The following is a 20794-nucleotide window of genomic DNA, read 5'->3' as shown; positions in this document are numbered from 1 at the left end:
GGCGGCCCGGTGGGGAAAATGGCCCACACCTTACATTATCATAATGACAAATTAACATAGTCGGAACATACGGCGCTTCTATGATTGTTTTCTCCTCGTTACAAATTCGTCGCGGCGTGCGCGTCCTGCTGGATAACGCGACTGCTACCATCAACCCGGGCCAGAAAGTTGGGCTGGTCGGTAAAAACGGCTGCGGTAAATCCACCCTGCTGGCGCTGCTGAAAAACGAGATAAGCGCGGATGGCGGGAACTTTACCTTCCCGGGCAACTGGCAGCTCGCCTGGGTGAACCAGGAGACGCCCGCGCTGAGCGAACCCGCGCTCGACTATGTTATCGACGGCGACCGCGAATACCGCAGGCTGGAGGCGGAGCTCAACGCCGCCAACGAGCGCAACGACGGTCACGCCATCGCGACCGTCCACGGCAAGCTCGACGCCATCGACGCCTGGACCATTCGCTCCCGCGCCTCCAGCCTGCTGCACGGTCTGGGCTTCAGCAACGAACAGCTTGAGCGCCCGGTCAGCGACTTCTCGGGGGGCTGGCGTATGCGCCTTAACCTGGCGCAGGCGCTGATCTGCCGCTCTGACCTGCTGCTGCTCGATGAACCGACCAACCACCTCGATCTCGATGCGGTTATTTGGCTGGAGAAGTGGCTTAAGAGCTATCAGGGCACTCTGATTCTGATCTCCCACGACCGCGACTTCCTCGACCCGGTGGTGGATAAAATCATTCATATCGAACAGCAAAGCATGTTCGAGTACACCGGTAACTACAGCTCGTTCGAGCGCCAGCGCGCGACGCGCCTCGCCCAGCAGCAGGCGATGTATGAAAGCCAGCAGCAGCGCGTGGCGCACCTGCAGAGCTTTGTGGATCGCTTCAAGGCTAAGGCGTCAAAAGCCAAGCAGGCCCAGAGCCGCATCAAGATGCTGGAACGCATGGAGATGATCGCCCCCGCGCACGTGGATAACCCGTTCCACTTCAGCTTCCGCGAGCCGGAGAGCCTGCCGAACCCGCTGCTGAAGATGGAAAAAGTGAGCGCGGGCTATGGCGATCGCATTATTCTCGACTCCATCAAGCTCAACCTGGTACCGGGCTCGCGTATCGGCCTGCTGGGGCGCAACGGCGCCGGTAAGTCAACGCTCATCAAACTGCTGGCGGGCGAGCTTAACCCGGTCAGCGGCGAAATCGGGCTGGCGAAGGGCATCAAGCTTGGCTACTTCGCCCAGCATCAGCTGGAATTTTTACGCGCCGATGAATCTCCGATTCAGCACCTGGCGCGCCTGGCGCCGCAGGAGATGGAGCAGAAGCTGCGCGACTACCTTGGCGGCTTCGGCTTCCAGGGGGATAAGGTCACCGAAAATACCGCGCGTTTCTCCGGCGGTGAAAAAGCCCGCCTGGTGCTGGCGCTGATCGTCTGGCAGCGTCCGAACCTGCTGCTGCTCGATGAACCTACAAACCACCTGGATCTCGACATGCGTCAGGCGCTGACCGAAGCGCTGATTGAGTTCGAAGGCGCGCTGGTTGTCGTTTCGCACGATCGCCACCTGATCCGCTCCACCACCGACGATCTCTATCTGGTGCACGGCGGCAAGGTGGAGCCGTTTGACGGCGATCTGGAGGATTACCAGCAGTGGCTGACGGACGTGCAGAAGCAGGAAAACCAGCCGGAAGAAGCGGCGAAAGACAACGCCAACAGCGCCCAGGCGCGTAAAGACCAGAAGCGCCGCGAGGCCGAGCTGCGCACCCAGACTCAGCCGCTGCGTAAAGAGATTGCCCGTCTCGAAAAAGAGATGGAAAAGCTCAACACCACGCTCGCTACCGTTGAAGAGAAGCTGGGCGACAGCGAACTGTATGACCAGAGCCGTAAAGCCGAGCTGACCGACTGTCTGCAAACCCAGGCGAAAGCCAAATCCAGCCTCGAAGCGTGTGAGATGGCGTGGCTGGACGCGCAGGAACAGCTGGAAGCCATGCTGCAGGCCGACTAACACGCCGGGAGGGCTATGCGTTTCGATACCACGAGCGAGATTACATTCCGCAAGCTCAGCATCTTCATGACGTTTATGGAGAAGGGCAATATCGCGCGTACCGCCGAAACGCTGAGCCTGAGCGGCGTCAGCGTACACCGGGCGCTGCATACCCTGGAAGAGAATGTCCGCTGCCCCCTCTTTACCCACAAAGGGCGTAACCTGATTGCCCTTCCCTCGGCGTGGACGCTGCTGGAGTATTGCCAGGAAGTAATGCAGGTGATGGAGCGCGGGCTGGAAGAGTCGCGCAAGGTCGCCGGCATCGGTCAGGGCCGGTTACGCGTCGGCACGCTCTACTCGCTGACGCTGGAAACCGTACCGCGCCTGATAATGGGCATGAAGCTGCGCCGTCCGGATCTGGAAATGGATCTGACCATGGGCTCTAATGAAACGTTGCTGCACATGCTGGACGACGGCACGCTGGACGCCATTTTAATCTCCATCTCCGAGAGCGATATCGACCGCAACAGCCTCGAAGTGCTGCCCCTGTTCCACGACGATATTTTCCTTGCCGCGCCTGCCTCTGCCACGCTCGATACCAGCGGCCCCGCCGATCTGCGCGACTATAAAGACCGCAAGTTTGTTGCCCTCGCGGAAGGGTTTGCCACGTATGCGGGGTTTCAGGAGGCGTTTCATATCGCCGGATTCGAACCGGAGATTGTGACGCGCGTGAACGACATATTTTCGATGCTGAGCCTGGTGCAGGCGGGGGTTGGCTTTACGCTGATGCCGGGCAGGATGAAGAAGGTGTACGAAAATTCGGTGCAGCTGCTGAAGCTGGCGCAGCCGTACCAGATGCAGCAGCTGATTGCGATCGTCTTTGCCCGCAACCGCGAGCAGGATCCGAGCCTGCGGGCATTAGCCGCCGAGGGGCGGATGTATGCGCGCAGCCTGCAGGAGGATGCGTGACGTATTGCCCGGCCGCGCTTTGCCGGGCAAAAACTTACCGCTGAAGCCGTCCCGCCAGATGCACCGCCACGTCCACGCCGCTGCGCTCCAGCGAAATTGACTCCCCTTCCCACGAAGCCTGTCGCGTCAGGCAGGTCAGCACGCCGCCGGGAGGCATTTCAATCGCCAGCCTTGCGTCACGCTCGTTAGCCGAAATCACCGCTTCCTGCCAGCGCACGGTGCGCGCCATGTTTATCGCCAGATCGTCGGCAATGCTTTCCGGCTGCCAGAGCACGCGCCCCGTGCTGCCGCTCAGGTACGCGCAGCGCGGGCGTGAAAGCGTGACCGAACTAAACGCCGCCACCAGCTTCTGCGCCGGCTCCGCCAGAAGCTCGCAGTGCGACGGCACGCTAACGGCCAGCCGCTTCGCTTTGCTCGCGCCCTTTTCCAGGGCGCGTTTTGCCACCTGCGCCATCCCTTCATCGGATCCGGCAATGACGATCTGCGTTTCGGCATTCAGGTTGGCAATGTACGTTCCGCTACCCTCGATAAGCTGTTCCACCTGCGGCAGGGTTAAGCCCATGATTGCCGTCAGGCCGTAGCCGTGCGGCCAGGCCTGTTCCATCAGATCGCCGCGCAGCGCCACCAGCCTCAGCGCGTCCGTAAATTCCAGCGCGCCCGCCACCACCGCCGCGGGATAAGCGCCAATCGATAAACCGCTAACGATGTCAGGCGACACGCCGCGTCGCTCCAGCTCGCGCGCCCAGGACACGCCGGCAATTAACAGCGAAAGCTGCACCGCGCGGGTGTGGGTTAACGAGGCTGCGCTGTCCAGCGTATCGACTTCCGCCCCCAGCACGCCACGAGCCTGTTCCAGCTCCGTTCCCGGCAGGTTTTGCAGCATACCCTCATGCTGCGTGCCCTGGCCCGGAAAGGTAAACAGTATTTTCATCACTCCTCCCTGCGCCATGGATCTGCCACCAGGCGTGGCCCACGGCGGGTTTTCAGCAGCGTTTTACCGTCGCGCAGCCACTCCGCCAGCGCGAATCCGCCTTCCGGCGTATCCACCTGCGTATCCGCCCGGCACAGCGCGCGGCCGAGCTGAAGCTGCCAGCCAGCAAAAGCGTCAGGGGAAACGGCGTGCGGAGCGCGGATCAGCAGATCAAGATCGCTGTCGGCATGGATCACCGGAATACCGGTCGCCAGCGCGTAGCCGGTGCTGCCGGTAATGCCCCACGTCCACGGCCACGACTGCTGAGCAAGCTGAAGCGCCACCTGTACCGGCGGCTGGGTTACAAACGGCGAACGCAGCAGATCGGCGGTGACGCACAGGTCTTCAGGTGAAACCACGTGCAGCACGTTCCCGGGCTTCACCCATCCGGCCGCCCGCTGGTCGCGGCGCAGTCCGCGCACGCCAACGGGAATACGGCCGTCGTTATCAACATCACGCCGTACCACCACCGGCAGGCCGGCATGCCAGGCAGATTCAACCCAGGATTCGGTAATACCTTCCAGCGCGTCGCGCGAGGTAAGCCAGATGAGGTCGTGGGGGCGTAATGTTGTGGTCATAATTACATTCCTGAAGTCAGCGAGATAAACAGCGGCAGCGACAGGATACACAGTACGGAGCTTAACAGCAGCACGGCTTCTGCATCCGGCGACTGCACGCCAAAGCGGTTACCGAACACCACGCCGAAGAAGCCCGCGGACAGCGCAATCATCAGGATAGCGGTGATCGCCACGGAGCCGTGCAGACCGAAGATTAAAACGATACCCCAGGCAATCGCCGGCTGGATCAGCAGCTTGGCGACGGTGGAGGTGATCACCATGGTGTTGATCTGGAGCTTACGGGCAGAGAGGATCACGCCGGTCAGGAACAGCGCCGCCGCGGTCGCGGACAGCCCCAGCGGTTTAATTGCCGCCAGCACCAGTTCCGGCATTTTGATGCCGATAGCGGACAGGATCACACCCAGCAGCGGGCCCATCACGATCGGTTTTTTAATGGAGCGCCACATCAGCACCGGCAGCATGGAGAGCGTTGAGCCGGAGCTATTGCCCTCGGCGCGCGCTTTTTCACGCTCCAGAATAAGCAGGCAGAACGGGGTCATCAGCACGGAACCGCAGGCGATAGAGACCGCCACGGACAGTGAGGTGGAAGAACTTTCGCCCAGCACGCTGCCCAGAATCGGCAGGCCAAGCGCCGCATAGTTTGGCAGCGCGACGGTGAGCGTCAGCACGGCCGCATCCTGCGGGGATTTTTTAAATACTTTCGTCGCGAGGAAGTAGATAGCCGCATAGGTGATCCACATCGCCAGCGTCAGCACCAGGATCAGCGGCGACTGCGCCACGATGCCGGTCCACGGGGTTTGCACGGTGGCGCTAAACAGCGCGGCCGGAAGCGCAAAATCCATGACGAAAATATTCAGCAGGGAAACATTTTTGTTATCGACCATCTTTGCCTTACCGGCCCAGAATCCCAGCAGCATGATGACGAAAATCGGTGCAAGAGCATGAACAATTACGTAAGTCATAAATCACCTGTAGTAAAAAAGTTTAAGCACTGACGCGATGTTTATTATTTTCAGGATGCAGGCACCCACGCGGGCGCAGCGGGCGCGCCCACGGGATGGTGCATCTGGCAGGTCTCTTTTTACTTACCAGCTGGCTCGCATACGTTCGCGTACGAGCGCCGAGCTGCGGCGGTTGTCAGCACCCAGACGGCTTTTCAGCGTGGTGTCCTGACGAGCGTCACTGATGGCCTGTTGCAGGGTGGTTTTCACCAGCGTCAGATCGTTATCGGATGGGGCATCCGGGTTGCTGATATCCAGCAGGTCGGCAAGCAGCCCCAGCGTGGCGTAGTTGCTGATGTCGTACGCCATTGGCGGAATGGTTGCCGCCAGTTTTTCCAGCGCGTCGACGGTACGCAGCGTAATGCGCGCCGCAGACTCTTTGCCCATCGCGTGGATCAGCACGCCTTTATCGTTAAAGGCAATCAGACGGTTAGCCTGGTAGCCGTGCGCCAGAAACGCGCCGGACATTGCCTTACCGACGATAAGACCAATCACCGGATGACCCGCCAGACGCGCGTTGGCGTAGGCGGCCGCGGCTCCCGCGAGCGCCTGGTGGATACCAAACGCCTCTTCGCGACGGCCATAGGCCTGGCTTGGGACGTCGATCACCGCCACAATCGGGCGCTTAACGGCTTTATCAGCGTCAGCGGCTACGGTTTCGCTGACCACTTTTGCCAGCGTCCAGCCTTCCAGCAGACCTACTTCCCCTTTCGCCGCGCGCGGGAAGTGGTTGTTGGCATCCGGCACCACGGCGACAAAACGCACCGTTTCACCGTTCAGCTCGCCGTCTGCCGCCTGCACGGACGGGCACAGCCCCTCAATACGTTTGGCGTTCGGGGCGAGGGTTTCCAGCCAGCGTTCGCCACGGCTTATTGCGTTATTCATCATTTCACCTCCCGGGCAAAAAGCGCTTTAATCTGTTCGGCATCGGCCTGTTTGCGGGTGTCGAAATTCGTCAGACGGCTCAGGTAATCGTCATAGTTATCGGTGCGATGCTTCGCCGGTACGCCTTTCGCGATGGCCTCGTTCATCGCGGCTTTCACCGCGTTCACGCCGTCGCCTACCAGCGCGTCCACCAGCCCGCTTTCATAGCGTACTTCGCCGCCGGTCATGCTCCAGATAAACGGACGGTCGCGGGAGTCGTACTCTTCAATGCCCGCTTCCTGCTCGATAACCTGCGGGCCGTTGAGGCCGAGACGCGCTTCGCGGGTCACAATCAGGTAGCTGCACAGCGCCGCGGCGATAGACATCCCGCCGAAGCAGCCCACGGTTCCGGCCACAATCCCGACGACCGGGGTATAACGACGCAGGTCAACGATCGCGGCGTGGATATCGGCAATCGCCGCCAGGCCAAGGTTCGCTTCCTGCAGGCGCACGCCGCCGGTTTCGAGGCACAGTACCGCCTGCGTTGGAATGCCGTTGCGGTTATCTTCCGCCGCCAGCTCCAGCGCCGCCGCCATTTTGGCGCCGGAAACTTCGCCCATGCTGCCGCCCTGGAAGGTACCTTCAATCGCCACGACTACCGCTGGCTGGCCGTTGATGGTCCCTTTCGCGACCACCATGCCGTCATCGGCCTGCGGAACAATCCCCTGTGGCCCAAGCCACGGAGAGATAATGCCTTCAAACGGATCCAGCAGTTCGCGGTAGCTGCCCTCGTCGAGCAGCGCCTGCGCACGCTGGCGCGCTTTTAATTCGATAAAGCTGCTGTCATCACGCATGGCTCACCCCTTCAAACACCTGTTCAATACGAATGCGCGCCACGCCCGGCGTCGCGCCGAAGTCGTGGATGGTCAGTTTGCCTGCGGGCAGGCTGCTGACGGTTTCCAGGCGGCTGAACAACGCCTCCCAGCGTCCGCGGCTGTTGTCGACGGAGGTGGTGATATCAACGGTCAAGGTCTGGCCCGGTTCGGCGGTGAAGAGCACCTCCATATCCCCGGAGCCGACGACGCCTGCCAGCGCCCTGCCGCTTACTTCGCGGCGGGCGGGCACGGTCAATGTAATTTTTTCCATAACATCCTCTTAATGCTTTGAATATGGCGTTTCGACGCGATCGAGAAACAGCGTGGCCGCAAGCAGGTCTGCGGCGCCGCCCGGTGAGGCGTTAAGCGTTAGCATCTGGCGGTCTAACTGCGCCAGCGCCTGCTGCCCCGCGAGCGTTGCGCATCCACCGGCGTTCAGCACCGCCCGGGCGCCGTTCTGCATGGCGTCCAGCCCCTCCATTCCGGCGCGCGACAGCACGCAGGTATCGGTGAGCGAGGTCATGATTGCCATCAGCGCGTCGAGTCTGGCGTTCGTTTCGCTGCTGCCGTTAAGGCGGCTCAGGCGAAGCTGCGGCAGCGCGCGCTGCATGATGTGCGGAAACGCCTGCTGCGCCTCTTCACGCGCGCCGGGCACGCGGTAGCGGTGCGTGGCGCGTAACCCCTTGCTGAACACCTTCGGTGCCGCATCGTCCGGGAGTTTTGCCAGCCGGGCGGCGGTGTTAGCGACGGCCTGCGCGCTGGCATCACCGCCCAGCATCGCCACCGCGCTCACCAGCAGCCCCAGCGCCCAGATCGCGCCACGGTGGGTGTTTACGCCGTCGGTAGCGGCCATCATCTGCCGCTCGCCGTCGCGCCCCAGGCGCCCAACGGTTTGCCGGAGGGCAATATCCGCCGGACGCTGCCAGCTTTGCTGCGCCAGCGCCTGAAACGTGGGAGTCAGGCTGTGCGCGGAGCGCTCCATCAGCGCAAGCGATAAATCGTGGTGCGCGCCGTTCCCCCGACTGTCCACCAGACCGGGTTTCGGGCTTAAACGTGCTTCGTCAATCAGACACTGCGTGGCGGTTCGCGCCAGCCATTCGGCACCGCCTTCAACCTGGATCCGGGGCAGAAGTTTCATTACCAGCTCCGGAATTTCGCAGGTGGGTTGTACAGGCCGCCGGACCACTCAACGAGGTCGGCCACGCTGCCCGCCGCCAGCAGAGAGCGGGTGGCATCGGTGCGGCGAATACCCATATCTTCCGGATAGACCACTTTGCCGCTCTGGCGCAGTTCCGCCACGCGTTTGGCATCCACGCCCAGACCGATATCGGTGATGCCCGCCACGGCGGCGACCATGGCGCGACGCTCTTCCAGATCTTTCGCCCGGTAGAGGTAAGCAATCCCCTCTTCCGTCAGCACGTGGGTAACGTCATCGCCGTAAATCATGACCGGCGCCAGCGGCATGCCGGAGGCTTTCGCGACGTCAACGGCGTCCAGTTTTTCCACGAAGGTTGGCTTCACGCCTGCCTGGAAGGTTTCCACCATCTGCACGACCAGTTTTTTACCGCGCTGCATTGGGTCAGGCTCGGTGATCATGTTCAGCCAGGCCGGCGTGGCGTGGCGGCGGCCGTGCGGATCGTGGCCCATGTTTGGCGCGCCGCCGAAGCCGGAGAGGCGACCGCGGGTGACGGTTGAGGAGTTAGCGTAGCCATCAACCTGCAGCGTAGAGCCGATAAACATATCTACCGCGTACTGGCCTGCCAGCTGGCAGAAGGCGCGGTTGGACCGCATGGAGCCGTCGGCACCGGTAAAGAACACGTCCGGACGGGCGCGAATGTACTCTTCCATCCCCAGCTCGCCGCCGAAGCAGTGCACGCTTTCCACCCAGCCGCTTTCGATTGCCGGGATCAGCGTCGGATGCGGGTTCAGCATCCAGTGTTTACAGATTTTGCCCTTCAGGCCGAGCTGTTCGCCGTAGGTGGGCAGCAGCAGCTCAATCGCCGCGGTGTTAAAGCCAATCCCGTGGTTGAGGGACTGCACCTGGTGTTCAGCGTAGATGCCTTTAATCGCCATCATCGCCATCAGGATGTGTTCCTGTTTAATCAGGCGCGGGTCGCGGGTGAAGAGCGGCTCAATGAAGAAGGGCTTGTCCGCCACAACCACGTAATCGATCCACGAGCCCGGAATATCGACGCGCGGCAGGTCGCACTCGTCGTCCACCAGCTCGTTCACCTGTGCGATGACGATGCCGTCGTGGAACGCGGCAGCTTCCACCAGCGCCGGGGTATCTTCGGTACTCGCCCCGGTGTAGAGGTTACCCTTGCGGTCCGCTTTAAACCCGGCAATCAGCGCCACGTTTGGCGAAAGGTCGACGTAGAGGCGTGAGTAAAGTTCGATGTAGGTGTGAATCGCACCGATTTCGAGCTGGCCATCTTCCAGCAGCTGCGAAATGCGCAGGCTTTGGGTACCGGAGAAGGAGAAGTCCAGCTTGCGGGCGATGCCTTTCTCGAAGATATCCAGATGCTCGCTGCGCCCGACGCTCGGCATGATCATATGCAGGTCGTGAACAATTTGCGGGTTCACTTCAGCCAGTGAACGGGAAAGAAAATCCGCCTGCTTCTGGTTATTGCCTTCCAGAACGACTTTGTCGCCTGGTGCGATCAGTTTTTCCAGCATGGCGACAAGATCGCCGGTTGGCAGTACCTTGCCCTGCACCGGTACGGATGCCAGACGACGCGCTTTCTCGCTGCGTCGGGTGTTCCATTGCCGGGTGGGTGTTTGCCCAGATAACATTATTAACCTCCTGATTCAGCACATCATTCTGATTTGCTTAACGTTGAGTAAAGTGTGCGCTCTGGTGATAAAGGCATCAATTAAGCGTAGGAGTGAATCATTAGCTTGAGAGTAATAAACAAGGTAAGGAAATGTGATCGGGATCAGTTCATGTTTCGGAAAAACGGGCTAAACGGGGTACAATTCGGAAGGTATAGTTAATTTCTGACAAGAATCAGCATCGCCCTTATGACCCAAATCATTCCCTCAGACTTCGACATTGCAGCCGAAGAGAGCGCCGAGTTCGTGCCCATGCGCGGTGTGGCTAACCCCCACCTGCAAACCATGCTCCCGCGCCTGATCCGCCGCAAGGTGCAGTTCAACCCCCACTGGCAGCGCATTGACCTGCCGGACGGTGACTTTTTGGATCTCGCCTGGAGCGAAGCGCCAGAGCAGGCCAGGCATAAACCCCGTCTCGTGGTGTTTCACGGTCTGGAGGGCAGCCTGCACAGCCCTTACGCGCACGGCCTCATCGAGGCGGCAAAGGCCCGCGGCTGGCTTGGGGTGGTGATGCACTTTCGCGGATGCAGCGGCGAGCCAAATCGGCAAAAACGCATTTATCACTCGGGTGAAACCGAGGACGGCACCTGGTTCCTGCACTGGCTGAGAGACAATTTTGGCGCGGCGCCTACGGCGGCGGTGGGGTATTCGCTGGGGGGTAACATGCTGGCCTGCCTGCTGGCGAAGGAGAGCGACGCGGTGCCGCTGGACGCGGCGGTTATTGTCTCCGCGCCGTTTATGCTGGAGCAGTGCAGCTATCATATGGAAAAGGGGTTTTCGCGGGTTTATCAGCGGTATCTGCTCAACCTGCTGAAGGCTAACGCCGCGCGCAAGCTGAAGGCCTATCCGGACACGCTGCCCGTCACGCTGCAACAGCTCAAACGCGTGAAGCGCCTGCGCGAGTTTGATGATTTGATCACCTCAAAGATCCACGGTTTTGCCGATGCAATTGACTATTACCGTCAGTGCAGCGCCATGCCTTTGCTGAATCAAATCACGAAACCCACGCTGATTATCCACGCCAAAGATGACCCGTTTATGGATCATCACTCGATCCCCGCCCCTGACTATCTGCCGGATAACGTGGAGTATCAGCTCACCGAGTTTGGCGGCCACGTGGGCTTTGTTGGCGGCACGCTGCGTCGGCCAAAAATGTGGCTTGAGACGCGTATACCCGACTGGTTAACGGCCTATCTGGACGGTAAAAAATGATTATTCCCTGGCAGGATCTCTCTCCCGAAACGCTCGATAACCTGATTGAAAGCTTTGTCTTGCGCGAAGGCACCGATTATGGTGAACATGAACGTTCGCTTGAACAAAAGGTCAACGATGTTAAGCGCCAGCTTAAGAGCGGCGACGTGGTGCTGGTATGGTCCGAACTGCATGAGACGGTCAATATTATGCCCCGCAACGCGTTTCATGGCTGATCTTTAAACCTTTCCAGTCAGGGAGTTGCTATGTCTGCCAGACATCCGGTTATTGCCGTTACGGGTTCGAGCGGGGCGGGAACCACCACCAGCCTCGCCTTTCGCAAGATCTTCGCACAGCTGAATTTACGGGCGGCAGAGGTGGAAGGCGACAGCTTTCACCGCTACACGCGCCCGGAGATGGACATGGCCATCCGCAAGGCGCGCGATCTGGGTAAACACATTAGCTACTTCGGACCGGAGGCCAATGACTTCGGCCTGCTGGAGCAAACCTTCCGTGAATACGGGCAGAGCGGTACCGGACAGTCCCGCAAGTATCTGCACACCTACGATGAAGCCGTGCCCTGGAATCAGGTGCCGGGCACGTTCACGCCCTGGCAGCCTCTCCCGGAACCGACTGACGTGCTGTTTTATGAAGGGTTGCACGGCGGCGTGGTCACGCCACAGCACGACGTGGCGCGCCATGTGGATTTGCTGGTGGGCGTGGTGCCGATTGTTAACCTTGAGTGGATCCAGAAGCTGACGCGTGACATCAGCGAGCGCGGGCACTCTCGCGAGGCGGTGATGGACTCGGTAGTACGTTCCATGGAAGATTACATCAACTTCCTGACGCCACAGTTTTCCCGAACCCATATCAACTTCCAGCGCGTCCCTACCGTAGACACTTCAAACCCGTTCGCCGCAAAAAGCATTCCGTCGCTGGACGAGAGCTTCGTGGTGATCCACTTCCGCAATCTGGAAGGCATCGACTACCCGTGGCTGCTGGCGATGCTGCAGGGTTCATTTATTTCGCATATGAATACGTTAGTGGTGCCGGGCGGAAAAATGGGGCTGGCGATGGAGCTGATCATGACGCCGCTGGTACAGCGGTTGATGGAAGGGAAGCAGATCGCATAATCATATCCCCTCTCCTGTGGGAGAGGGTTAGGGTGAGGGCATCAACACGCAGATACCCCCTCACTCACGCCTCGATCACCTCATACGAATGCGTGATGTTTACCGCTTTCTCGAGCATTAACGCCACCGAGCAGTACTTCTCCGCGGAGAGGTCCACCGCGCGGGACACCGCCGCGTCCTTCAGCGCTTTACCGGTGACCACAAAGTGCAGATTGATGTGCGTAAACAGGCGTGGCGCCTCTTCACGACGTTCTGACGTCAGCTTCACTTCACAATCGGTCACGTCATGACGGCCTTTTTGCAGGATCGACACCACGTCGATAGCGCTGCATCCACCCGCGGCCATCAGCACCATTTCCATAGGGCTTGGGGCTTTATCGCCGGAGTTGCCATCCATCAAAATCTGATGCCCGGAAGCGGACTCGCCCAGGAACGTTAACCCTTCAACCCATTTCACGCGCGCTTGCATATTCACTCACTCCAACGTTGCATTTTTTATGACAGATTACGTGTACGTTACATTTCTCGCAACGGAAGGCGACCTGCGTCATGCTGAAGCGAGACACCAGGAGACACGCGGCGAAAGCTATGCTAAAACACTCTGGATGCTACAGTAATACATTGACGTTACACATGTATGCAGAGGACATCAAACTTTACTGGCTGCGAAACGTTACAACAGCCGACTTCCCAGGTATGGGTAAGAATTCGATTGCAACCCCAGAGTCCGGATGCATCTTATGACTCTGGTGACAGCTTATAACAGAGGATAACAGCGCATGGTGCTTGGCAAACCGCAAACAGACCCGACTCTCGAATGGTTCTTGTCTCATTGCCACATTCATAAGTACCCATCAAAGAGCACGCTGATTCACCAGGGTGAAAAAGCGGAAACGTTGTATTACATCGTTAAAGGCTCGGTGGCCGTGCTGATCAAAGATGAAGAAGGGAAAGAGATGATCCTTTCTTATCTGAACCAGGGTGATTTTATCGGTGAACTGGGCCTGTTTGAAGAAGGCCAGGAACGTAGCGCCTGGGTTCGTGCAAAAACAGCATGTGAAGTGGCTGAAATTTCTTACAAGAAATTCCGTCAGCTGATTCAGGTTAACCCTGACATCCTGATGCGTCTTTCTTCCCAGATGGCTCGCCGTCTGCAGGTGACCTCTGAGAAGGTAGGCAACCTGGCCTTCCTGGACGTGACCGGCCGTATCGCGCAGACCCTGCTGAACCTGGCGAAACAGCCAGACGCCATGACCCACCCTGACGGCATGCAAATTAAAATTACCCGCCAGGAAATTGGTCAGATCGTCGGTTGTTCCCGTGAAACAGTGGGCCGTATCCTGAAGATGCTGGAAGATCAGAACCTGATCTCTGCCCACGGTAAAACTATCGTGGTCTACGGAACCCGTTAATTCCGGCCAAACGGCGTGCCGCCGCAGGGTGGCACGCCGTTTTTGTCTCTACTCCTAATGTGGCGCAGGCTGATCTATCACCCGGAAGTTAACTACGCACTGCGACAAACGCTGGTGCTGTGTCTTCCCGTGGCCGTGGGCCTGATCCTCGGACATCTACAGCAGGGCCTGCTGTTTTCCCTCGTTCCCGCCTGCTGCAACATTGCCGGTCTGGACACGCCGCATAAACGTTTTTTCAAACGCCTGATCGTCGGCGGCTGCCTGTTTGCCGGCTGTAGCCTTGCCGTCCAGCTCCTGCTGGCCCGGGACATTCCCCTGCCGCTGATCCTGACCGTGCTGGCGATGACCCTCGGCGTGACCGCCGAAATCAGCTCGCTGCACGCCCGCCTCCTTCCCGCGTCGCTGATCGCCGCCATCTTCACCTTAAGCCTGGCGGGCAATATGCCGGTGTGGGAGCCGTTGCTGATCTACGCCCTCGGCACGCTATGGTACGGGCTGTTTAACTGGTTCTGGTTCTGGCTGTGGCGGGAACAGCCGATGCGCGAATCCCTCAGCCTGCTCTACCGTCAGCTGGCGGAGTATTGCGAAGCGAAATATACCCTGCTGACGCAGCACACCGATCCGGAAAAATCGCTGCCGCCGCTGCTGGAGCGCCAGCAAAAGGTGGTGGATCTGATAAGCCAGTGCTACCAGCAGCTGCACATGCTCGCCGCCAGCCAAAACCAGGAATACAAGCGGCTGCTGCGTATCTTCCAGGTCGGGCTGGATTTGCAGGAGCATATCTCCGTCAGCCTTCACCACCCGGAAGAGGTGCAAAAGCTGGTGGAGCGCAGCCACGCGGAGGCGGTGATCCGCTGGAACGCGCAGACCGTTGCGGCGCGCCTGCGGGTGCTGGCGGACGATATTCTCTATCACCGCTACCCGACGCGCTTTACCATGGACAAACAGCTCGGCGCGCTGGAGAAGATTGCGCGTCAGCACCCGGATAACCCGGTCGGCCAGTTTGCCGCCTGGCATTTCAGCCGTATCGCCCGGGTGCTGCGCACCCAGCGCCCGCTGTACGCCCGTGACCTGATGGCGGATAAGCAAAAGCGGCTCCCGCTGCTGCCCGCCCTGAAAAGCTATCTGTCGCTGAAGTCAGCCGCCCTGCGTAACGCCGCCCGGATAAGCGTGATGCTGAGCGTCGCCAGCCTGATGGGCATGGCACTGCACCTGCCGAAACCCTACTGGATCTTAATGACCGTGCTGTTTGTCACCCAGAACGGCTACGGCGCCACGCGGGTACGTATTCTGCACCGGGCGGGAGGCACCATGGCGGGGCTGATTATCGCGGGCGTGACGCTGCACTTCCACGTGCCGGAGGGCTACACGCTGGCCGGCATGCTGGCCATTACCCTGGTGAGCTACCTGATTATCCGCAAAAACTACGGCTGGGCGATGGTGGGCTTTACGGTGACGGCGGTATATACCCTGCAGCTGCTCACGCTAAACGGGGAACAGTTTATTATCGCCCGGCTGGTCGATACGCTGATTGGCTGCCTGATCGCCTTTGGCGGCATGGTCTGGCTGTGGCCGCAGTGGCAGAGCGGGCTGCTGAGGCAGAACGCCCACGACGCGCTGGAGGCCGACCAGCGGGCGATTCGCCTGATCCTGAGCGACGATCCGCAGCCTTCCCCGCTGGCCTACGAGCGGATGAAGGTCAACCAGGCGCATAACGCCCTGTTCAACTCCCTCAACCAGGCCATGCAGGAGCCGGGCTTTAACGCACACTATCTGGCGGACATGAAGCTGTGGGTAACGCACAGCCAGTTCATCGTCGAGCATATTAACGCCATGACCACGCTGGCGCGCGAGCACACGATGCTGACGCCGGATCTGGCGCAGCGCTATTTGCAGTCGTGTGAAATTGCGCTGCAGCGCTGCCAGCAGCGTCTGGAGTATGACGCGCCGGGCGAGTCGGGAGAAACGAATATACTGGAAGCGCCGGAGACGCTGACCCACGGGCCGATGAGCACCCTGGAGCAGCATTTGCAGCGCGTGCTGGGGCATCTGAACACCATGCACACCATTTCGTCGGTGGCATGGCGCCAGCGTCCGCATCACGGGATTTGGTTAACCCGCAGGCTGAAGCGGACGGCGTATTAACCTTTTACAATCTTCGCGACCGCCGCTGCAAAACGGCTTAACCCGTCTTCAATATCTTTCTCTTCCACCACCAGCGACGGCGCAAAGCGCATGACGTCCGGCCCCGCGTTGAGCACCATAACGCCTTCATGCGCGGCAGCGTGCAGGAAATCGCGCGCGCGGCCTTTGTACTGCGGCTTTAGCTCCGCGCCAATCAACAGCCCCATCCCGCGGATCTCGCTGAAGACGTCATACTGGTCGTCAATCTGCTGAAGGTGCTTCACAAACCGTTCGCGCTTCGCGTTCACGCCGTTCAGAACGTCCGGCGTATTAATGATGTCGAATGCCGCGCCCGCCACGGCGCATGCCAGCGGATTACCGCCGTAGGTAGAGCCGTGCGAGCCGACGTGGAACGCGGAAGCGATATCCTGGGTGGTGAGCACCGCGCTGACCGGGAAACCGCCGCCGAGCGCTTTGGCGCTGGTCAGAATATCCGGCGTTACGCCGTAGTGCATATAGGCGAACAGATCCCCGGTACGCCCCATCCCGCACTGGACTTCATCAAACACCAGCAGCGCCTGGTGCGCATCGCACAGCTCGCGCAGCCCTTTCAGGAATTCCGGCGTGGCCGCCGTCACGCCGCCTTCGCCCTGGATTGGCTCAACCACCACCGCGCAGGTGTGGTCGTCCATCACCGCTTTCACCGCGTGCAGATCGTTAAACGGCACGTGGATGATATCCGCAGGTTTCGGACCAAAGCCGTCGGAATACTTCGGCTGGCCGCCCACGGAAACGGTGAAGAAGGAACGGCCGTGGAAGGCGTTATGAAACGCGATGATTTTGGTTTTGTACGGGCTGTGGCGCGTAGTGGCGTAATAGCGCGCCAGCTTGAAGGCCGTTTCGTTGGCTTCGGTGCCGGAGTTCATAAACAGCACGCGCTCGGCAAAGGTCGCATCGATGATTTTACGCCCGAGACGCAGCGCCGGTTCGTTGGTGAAAACGTTGCTGGTGTGCCACAGGGTTTCGCCCTGGGTTTTCAGCGCCTCCACCAGCGCAGGATGGCAATGGCCCAGCGCCGTCACCGCAATACCGCCCGCGAAATCAACGTACTCGTTACCCTGCTGATCCCAGACGCGGCTGCCTTTCCCTTTCACCGGGATAAACTCAGCCGGTGCATAAATCGGCAGGATCACTTCATCGAATGTCGCGCGGGTAATTGCTGGTTGTTCAGTTGCCATGTCATGACCATCCATTTTTATGTCACAGTGATTGTGAAAATATAATCACAAAATATGCATAAAAAATCACAGCAAGGCAACTGATATTCAGCGATTGAGGAAATTAGCCAGCAGCGCGTGCCCCTGCTCGCTGAGAATACTTTCCGGGTGGAACTGCACGCCTTCGAGATCCCATTCCCGGTGGCGGATGCCCATGATCTCCTGCGTCTCGCTCCAGGCGGTAACCTCAAAACAGGCGGGTAGCGTTGGCGGGTCGATGACCAGAGAGTGGTAGCGCGTGACGGTTAACGGGTTATTTAACCCCGCGAATACGCCCGCGCCGGTGTGGGAGACCGGTGAGGTTTTGCCGTGCATCACCTTCGCGGCGCGGACAATGGTTGCGCCAAACGCCTGCGCAATGGCCTGATGCCCCAGGCAGACGCCCAGAATCGGCAGCCTGCCCGCGTAGTGGCGGATAGCGTCCAAGGAGATACCGGACTCGGACGGGGTGCACGGCCCCGGCGATATCACTATTTTTCGCGGAGCCAGCGTTTCAATGTCGGCCAGCGCGATGTCGTCGTTGCGACGGACAACCACCTCTGCACCCAGCTCACAAAAATACTGGTAAAGGTTCCAGGTGAAGGAATCGTAGTTATCAATCAGCAAAATCATGGCGGCTCCCGAAAAAAATGCCGCCCTATTCTACTCAGATTCCCGCGCTTCGCTCACTACTTTGGCAAAGATGGATTTCAGGTCGGTCAAATCTCCGGTTGCACCGCTCTGGTTTGCCGCCACCCACTGCTCAGGATCGATATCGCGCCAGTCCAGGATGTAGCCGGCATGGATTGCCAGCTGTTCAAAGAATACGCGCTGCGCAATGCCGTTACCGCTCGAGAACGGATGTAGCATATTGATTTCACAGTAGTAATGACTTATGCGTTCGATAAACGCCTCTTTCTGAAGGCCAACCAGATACCTGTCGCTTTCCAGCGCCGCCATCAGTTCATTTCCCATCGTCTCGATGTATTCGAAATGGCAGAAAGGGATCTCACCTTTAAAAATATCGTCGGTACGGAACTCGCCTGCCCGCTTCATCTCGCTGCGATACAGATGGCGGTGAATGTGGCACAGATGGGGCAAACCGGGTGCTGAAGGCCCAAGCTCCAGCGTATCAATGTGGGGTTCAGCAGGACCATGACCTTTTTCAAGGAGGCTGCTCGCCTGTAGATTGGTATTGCGCTGTCGCTCCCAGAGACGGGATTTTTGCTTGTCGGTGAGTTTTTTCACTAAACGCCTCCCTGAATAGTCCGTTTGCCACAAGTATAAGCAGCAAAACGCGCTTTCGCAGGGAGGGCAGTTTCACACGGGCAGGATCTGCCCGCGTGTGAAGGGTTACGGCAGCACTTTCGCGGAGAGGATCACCACCGGTTTTGACGGCACATTCTGATAAGGACCAACATCGTGGGTCTGCACCTGAGAGATCTTGTCCGCAACGTCCATGCCTTTCACCACCTTGCCGAACACCGCGTAGCCGAAGTCGCGCTGGCCGTGGTCCAGGAAGGCGTTGTCCGCCACGTTGAGGAAGAACTGGCTGGTGGCGCTGTCTTTGTCCGCCGTACGCGCCATGGAGATGGTGCCGCGCTTGTTCAGCAGGCCGTTGTCTGCTTCATTTTTAATTGGCGGGTTAGGCTGTTTCTGCTGCATCTGCTCGTTAAAACCGCCGCCCTGAATCATAAAGCCCGGGATGACGCGGTGGAACGTGGTGTTGTTATAGAAACCACTGTTCACATAGTCGAGGAAGTTTTTCACAGAAACAGGGGCTTTCTGGCTATCCAGCTCCAGCTCAATATTCCCCGCAGAGGTTGTCAGCAGGACGTGGGGGTCTCCTTTTGCTGCCAGCGCAGCAGGGGAAACGGCAGAAAGAGCAAACACAGCTGCGACAGCCGCCAGTGTTGATTTGAGCATGAGAATTCCTTAACAAAGCGCAGTATAAAAAGCGAATGGCTTGATTCTAAAGAGCAGTATGAACCCAGACCAGTCTTTTACCTAATTTTACGAAATTGAAACAATTATTACCGCGCAAACGATTGTCCATCACGCGGTTTAATGTGATCTTTATCACGATAAAGCCTGCAATTGTGCTCAAAATTTTCTGAAAAGATTTAATTAGATCACTTTCGAGACTAAAATCTGCCCGCTCAAACGCACTCACTGCGTTTTTCTTTACTTTTAACAGGCCAGACATGACTAACAGCAACCGCATCAAGCTCACATGGATCAGCTTCTTCTCTTACGCCCTGACCGGCGCGCTGGTGATCGTCACCGGAATGGTGATGGGAAATATCGCAGACTACTTCCAGCTGCCCGTTTCCAGCATGAGTAACACCTTTACCTTCCTGAACGCGGGGATCCTGATCTCTATTTTCCTTAATGCCTGGCTGATGGAAATCGTGCCGCTGAAAACGCAGCTGCGTTTCGGCTTTGTGCTGATGGTTGCCGCCGTGGCGGGCCTGATGCTGAGCCACAGCATCGCCCTGTTCTCTGCCGCCATGTTCGTGCTGGGCCTCGTGAGCGGTATCACCATGTCGATCGGTACGTTCCTGATCACCCATATGTATGAAGGCCGCCAGCGCGGCGCGCGTCTGCTGTTTACCGACTCCTTCTTCAGCATGGCCGGGATGATTTTCCCGATGGTCGCCGCGTATCTTATCGCGCGCAGCATCGAATGGTACTGGGTGTACGCCTGCATTGGTCTGGTCTATGTTGCGATCTTCATTCTGACCTTCGGCTGTGACTTCCCGGTGCTGGGCAAAAAAGCGCAGGCTGCCTCAGAGCCGGTTGCGAAGGAAAAATGGGGTATCGGCGTGCTGTTCCTCTCCATCGCCGCCCTGTGCTACATCCTGGGCCAGCTGGGCTTTATCTCGTGGGTACCGGAATACGCGAAAGGTCTGGGCATGAGCCTGAACGACGCGGGCAAACTGGTGAGCGATTTCTGGATGTCTTACATGTTCGGCATGTGGGCGTTTAGCTTCATCCTGCGCTTCTTCGACCTGCAACGTATTCTGACCGTGCTGGCGGGTCTGGCGACCGTGCTGATGTATCTGTTCATCAACGGCTCTCCGGAGCATATGCCATGGTTCATCCTCACCCTGGGCTTCTTCTCCAGCGCGATTTATACCTCGATCATCACCCTTGGCTCGCTCCAGACCAAAGTGGCCTCACCGAAGCTGGTGAACTTCGTGCTGACCTGCGGCACCATCGGCACCATGCTGACCTTCGTGGTCACTGGCCCGATCGTAGCGCACAGCGGCCCGCTGGCGGCGCTGCATACCGCTAACGGTCTGTACGCGGTGGTATTTATCATGTGCTTCGTGCTCGGCTTCGTGACCCGCCATCGCCAGCACAATACGGCAACCGCTACCCATTAATCGCCATCACCCCTTTGCGCCTGCAAAGGGGTGATTCCCCGCCTCGCCCGCCCTGCCCGCCGCGTTCTCAAAATCCACACAAATTTGTGCAAAAAACCAGCAAGCACAAAAATCGAACAATATCCGCCACTTATAAAAATCCTGACAAATCATACATATACCCCCTAAGGGGTAGGTGAAGGCGTATTTGATTTGCATCAATAAGTGCCCCTGCTGAATCGTTAAGGTAGGCAGTA

The 20794-nt window shown here is 58.9% G+C and carries 21 protein-coding genes; 8 read left to right on the top strand and 13 right to left on the bottom strand.

Features of this window, described 5'->3' with window-relative positions; genetic code table 11:
• Nucleotides 1–80 precede the first annotated feature (80 nt).
• Together HWQ14_RS06975 and HWQ14_RS06970 are read left to right on the top strand one after the other, a co-directional pair.
• On the top strand, nucleotides 81–1985 hold the full coding sequence (locus HWQ14_RS06975) for an ABC transporter ATP-binding protein (protein ID WP_148422599.1): 1905 nt from the start codon (nucleotides 81–83) through the stop codon (nucleotides 1983–1985).
• Nucleotides 1986–2000: 15 nt separating this feature from the next.
• The gene (locus HWQ14_RS06970; protein ID WP_176609336.1) at nucleotides 2001–2933 is read left to right on the top strand and encodes a LysR substrate-binding domain-containing protein; all 933 of its coding nucleotides are present in this window, start codon (nucleotides 2001–2003) and stop codon (nucleotides 2931–2933) included.
• Nucleotides 2934–2967: 34 nt separating this feature from the next.
• Here HWQ14_RS06970 and mdcH read toward each other — a convergent pair whose 3' ends face one another.
• The 8 genes from mdcH to mdcA form a co-directional block, all read right to left on the bottom strand.
• A complete protein-coding gene (mdcH, locus tag HWQ14_RS06965; protein WP_176609335.1) occupies nucleotides 2968–3864 on the bottom strand; it encodes a malonate decarboxylase subunit epsilon in 897 nt (298 codons plus the stop codon).
• On the bottom strand, nucleotides 3864–4481 hold the full coding sequence (locus tag HWQ14_RS06960) for a malonate decarboxylase holo-ACP synthase (RefSeq protein ID WP_176609334.1): 618 nt from the start codon (nucleotides 4479–4481) through the stop codon (nucleotides 3864–3866). Before HWQ14_RS06960 ends, mdcH begins: the two co-directional genes overlap by 1 nt.
• Before the next feature lie 2 nt (nucleotides 4482–4483).
• Complete coding sequence (locus HWQ14_RS06955; protein WP_176609333.1) at nucleotides 4484–5443, bottom strand: AEC family transporter; 960 nt, start codon at nucleotides 5441–5443, stop codon at nucleotides 4484–4486.
• 123 nt (nucleotides 5444–5566) lie between these two features.
• Nucleotides 5567–6367, bottom strand: coding sequence for a biotin-independent malonate decarboxylase subunit gamma (gene mdcE / locus HWQ14_RS06950; protein ID WP_176611163.1), 801 nt, complete (start codon nucleotides 6365–6367; stop codon nucleotides 5567–5569).
• Entirely contained in the window at nucleotides 6367–7200 is an 834-nt protein-coding gene (locus HWQ14_RS06945; protein WP_176609332.1) for a biotin-independent malonate decarboxylase subunit beta, read from the bottom strand. Before HWQ14_RS06945 ends, mdcE begins: the two co-directional genes overlap by 1 nt.
• Nucleotides 7193–7492 carry a malonate decarboxylase acyl carrier protein gene (mdcC, locus tag HWQ14_RS06940; RefSeq protein WP_042286285.1) on the bottom strand — a complete coding sequence of 100 codons (300 nt, stop codon included), beginning with the start codon at nucleotides 7490–7492 and terminating at the stop codon, nucleotides 7193–7195. The genes HWQ14_RS06945 and mdcC overlap by 8 nt, the downstream gene beginning before the upstream one ends.
• A 9-nt stretch (nucleotides 7493–7501) precedes the next feature.
• Nucleotides 7502–8359 (bottom strand): triphosphoribosyl-dephospho-CoA synthase, encoded by an 858-nt coding sequence (locus HWQ14_RS06935; protein ID WP_148422593.1) that lies wholly within the window; start codon nucleotides 8357–8359, stop codon nucleotides 7502–7504.
• Entirely contained in the window at nucleotides 8359–10014 is a 1656-nt protein-coding gene (mdcA, locus tag HWQ14_RS06930; protein ID WP_176609331.1) for a malonate decarboxylase subunit alpha, read from the bottom strand. The genes HWQ14_RS06935 and mdcA overlap by 1 nt, the downstream gene beginning before the upstream one ends.
• Nucleotides 10015–10242: 228 nt before the next feature.
• Here mdcA and HWQ14_RS06925 point away from each other — a divergent pair, with 228 nt between their 5' ends.
• The 3 genes from HWQ14_RS06925 to HWQ14_RS06915 are packed head-to-tail and all read left to right on the top strand — an operon-like array spanning nucleotide 10243 to nucleotide 12377.
• A complete protein-coding gene (locus HWQ14_RS06925) occupies nucleotides 10243–11265 on the top strand; it encodes a hydrolase (RefSeq protein ID WP_148422592.1) in 1023 nt (340 codons plus the stop codon).
• Complete coding sequence (locus tag HWQ14_RS06920) at nucleotides 11262–11480, top strand: YheU family protein (RefSeq protein WP_003861664.1); 219 nt, start codon at nucleotides 11262–11264, stop codon at nucleotides 11478–11480. The genes HWQ14_RS06925 and HWQ14_RS06920 overlap by 4 nt, the downstream gene beginning before the upstream one ends.
• A 30-nt stretch (nucleotides 11481–11510) precedes the next feature.
• Entirely contained in the window at nucleotides 11511–12377 is an 867-nt protein-coding gene (locus tag HWQ14_RS06915; RefSeq protein WP_176609330.1) for a phosphoribulokinase, read from the top strand.
• A 64-nt stretch (nucleotides 12378–12441) separates the two neighbouring features.
• On the opposite strand, the gene HWQ14_RS06910 is transcribed toward HWQ14_RS06915, so the two are convergent.
• A complete protein-coding gene (locus HWQ14_RS06910; RefSeq protein ID WP_032644551.1) occupies nucleotides 12442–12846 on the bottom strand; it encodes an OsmC family protein in 405 nt (134 codons plus the stop codon).
• Between the two features lie 310 nt (nucleotides 12847–13156).
• Here HWQ14_RS06910 and crp point away from each other — a divergent pair, with 310 nt between their 5' ends.
• Together crp and HWQ14_RS06900 are read left to right on the top strand one after the other, a co-directional pair.
• Nucleotides 13157–13789, top strand: coding sequence for a cAMP-activated global transcriptional regulator CRP (crp, locus tag HWQ14_RS06905; RefSeq protein WP_000242758.1), 633 nt, complete (start codon nucleotides 13157–13159; stop codon nucleotides 13787–13789).
• A gap of 57 nt (nucleotides 13790–13846) precedes the next feature.
• Nucleotides 13847–15934, top strand: a complete 2088-nt coding sequence (locus HWQ14_RS06900; protein ID WP_148422608.1) for a YccS/YhfK family putative transporter — start codon at nucleotides 13847–13849, stop codon at nucleotides 15932–15934.
• Here the strand turns inward: HWQ14_RS06900 and argD are convergent.
• From argD to ppiA, 4 genes are all read right to left on the bottom strand, one after another.
• Nucleotides 15931–17151, bottom strand: coding sequence for a bifunctional acetylornithine/succinyldiaminopimelate transaminase (gene argD, locus HWQ14_RS06895; protein ID WP_176609329.1), 1221 nt, complete (start codon nucleotides 17149–17151; stop codon nucleotides 15931–15933). The genes HWQ14_RS06900 and argD overlap by 4 nt on opposite strands.
• A gap of 87 nt (nucleotides 17152–17238) precedes the next feature.
• Nucleotides 17239–17802, bottom strand: coding sequence for an aminodeoxychorismate synthase component 2 (gene pabA / locus HWQ14_RS06890; protein WP_176609328.1), 564 nt, complete (start codon nucleotides 17800–17802; stop codon nucleotides 17239–17241).
• Between the two features lie 30 nt (nucleotides 17803–17832).
• Complete coding sequence (locus tag HWQ14_RS06885; protein WP_176609327.1) at nucleotides 17833–18417, bottom strand: putative adenosine monophosphate-protein transferase Fic; 585 nt, start codon at nucleotides 18415–18417, stop codon at nucleotides 17833–17835.
• 105 nt (nucleotides 18418–18522) lie between these two features.
• Nucleotides 18523–19095 (bottom strand): peptidylprolyl isomerase A, encoded by a 573-nt coding sequence (gene ppiA, locus HWQ14_RS06880; protein WP_000920483.1) that lies wholly within the window; start codon nucleotides 19093–19095, stop codon nucleotides 18523–18525.
• A gap of 278 nt (nucleotides 19096–19373) precedes the next feature.
• On the opposite strand from ppiA, the gene tsgA reads away from it, so the two are divergent.
• On the top strand, nucleotides 19374–20558 hold the full coding sequence (gene tsgA / locus HWQ14_RS06875; RefSeq protein WP_176609326.1) for an MFS transporter TsgA: 1185 nt from the start codon (nucleotides 19374–19376) through the stop codon (nucleotides 20556–20558).
• Nucleotides 20559–20794 lie beyond the last annotated feature (236 nt).

It is taken from the genome of Enterobacter cloacae (assembly GCF_013375935.1).
Classification (GTDB): Bacteria; Pseudomonadota; Gammaproteobacteria; order Enterobacterales; family Enterobacteriaceae; genus Enterobacter; species Enterobacter pasteurii.
Note: the sequence above shows the minus strand (reverse complement) of the source record. Positions and strands in the feature narration are given on the sequence as shown.

Bases quoted from the DNA above. Each gene is read 5' to 3' on its own strand.
- HWQ14_RS06920 (WP_003861664.1), top strand. From the start codon at position 11,262: ATGATTATTCCCTGGCAGGATCTCTCTCCCGAAACGCTCGATAACCTG.
- argD (WP_176609329.1), bottom strand. From the start codon at position 17,151: ATGGCAACTGAACAACCAGCAATTACCCGCGCGACATTCGATGAAGTG.
- HWQ14_RS06960 (WP_176609334.1), bottom strand. From the start codon at position 4,481: ATGACCACAACATTACGCCCCCACGACCTCATCTGGCTTACCTCGCGC.
- HWQ14_RS06955 (WP_176609333.1), bottom strand. From the start codon at position 5,443: ATGACTTACGTAATTGTTCATGCTCTTGCACCGATTTTCGTCATCATG.
- HWQ14_RS06945 (WP_176609332.1), bottom strand. From the start codon at position 7,200: ATGCGTGATGACAGCAGCTTTATCGAATTAAAAGCGCGCCAGCGTGCG.
- crp (WP_000242758.1), top strand. From the start codon at position 13,157: ATGGTGCTTGGCAAACCGCAAACAGACCCGACTCTCGAATGGTTCTTG.
- HWQ14_RS06910 (WP_032644551.1), bottom strand. From the start codon at position 12,846: ATGCAAGCGCGCGTGAAATGGGTTGAAGGGTTAACGTTCCTGGGCGAG.
- HWQ14_RS06900 (WP_148422608.1), top strand. From the start codon at position 13,847: ATGTGGCGCAGGCTGATCTATCACCCGGAAGTTAACTACGCACTGCGA.
- HWQ14_RS06935 (WP_148422593.1), bottom strand. From the start codon at position 8,359: ATGAAACTTCTGCCCCGGATCCAGGTTGAAGGCGGTGCCGAATGGCTG.
- HWQ14_RS06925 (WP_148422592.1), top strand. From the start codon at position 10,243: ATGACCCAAATCATTCCCTCAGACTTCGACATTGCAGCCGAAGAGAGC.
- pabA (WP_176609328.1), bottom strand. From the start codon at position 17,802: ATGATTTTGCTGATTGATAACTACGATTCCTTCACCTGGAACCTTTAC.
- mdcA (WP_176609331.1), bottom strand. From the start codon at position 10,014: ATGTTATCTGGGCAAACACCCACCCGGCAATGGAACACCCGACGCAGC.
- HWQ14_RS06970 (WP_176609336.1), top strand. From the start codon at position 2,001: ATGCGTTTCGATACCACGAGCGAGATTACATTCCGCAAGCTCAGCATC.
- mdcH (WP_176609335.1), bottom strand. From the start codon at position 3,864: ATGAAAATACTGTTTACCTTTCCGGGCCAGGGCACGCAGCATGAGGGT.
- mdcE (WP_176611163.1), bottom strand. From the start codon at position 6,367: ATGAATAACGCAATAAGCCGTGGCGAACGCTGGCTGGAAACCCTCGCC.
- tsgA (WP_176609326.1), top strand. From the start codon at position 19,374: ATGACTAACAGCAACCGCATCAAGCTCACATGGATCAGCTTCTTCTCT.
- ppiA (WP_000920483.1), bottom strand. From the start codon at position 19,095: ATGCTCAAATCAACACTGGCGGCTGTCGCAGCTGTGTTTGCTCTTTCT.
- HWQ14_RS06915 (WP_176609330.1), top strand. From the start codon at position 11,511: ATGTCTGCCAGACATCCGGTTATTGCCGTTACGGGTTCGAGCGGGGCG.
- mdcC (WP_042286285.1), bottom strand. From the start codon at position 7,492: ATGGAAAAAATTACATTGACCGTGCCCGCCCGCCGCGAAGTAAGCGGC.
- HWQ14_RS06975 (WP_148422599.1), top strand. From the start codon at position 81: ATGATTGTTTTCTCCTCGTTACAAATTCGTCGCGGCGTGCGCGTCCTG.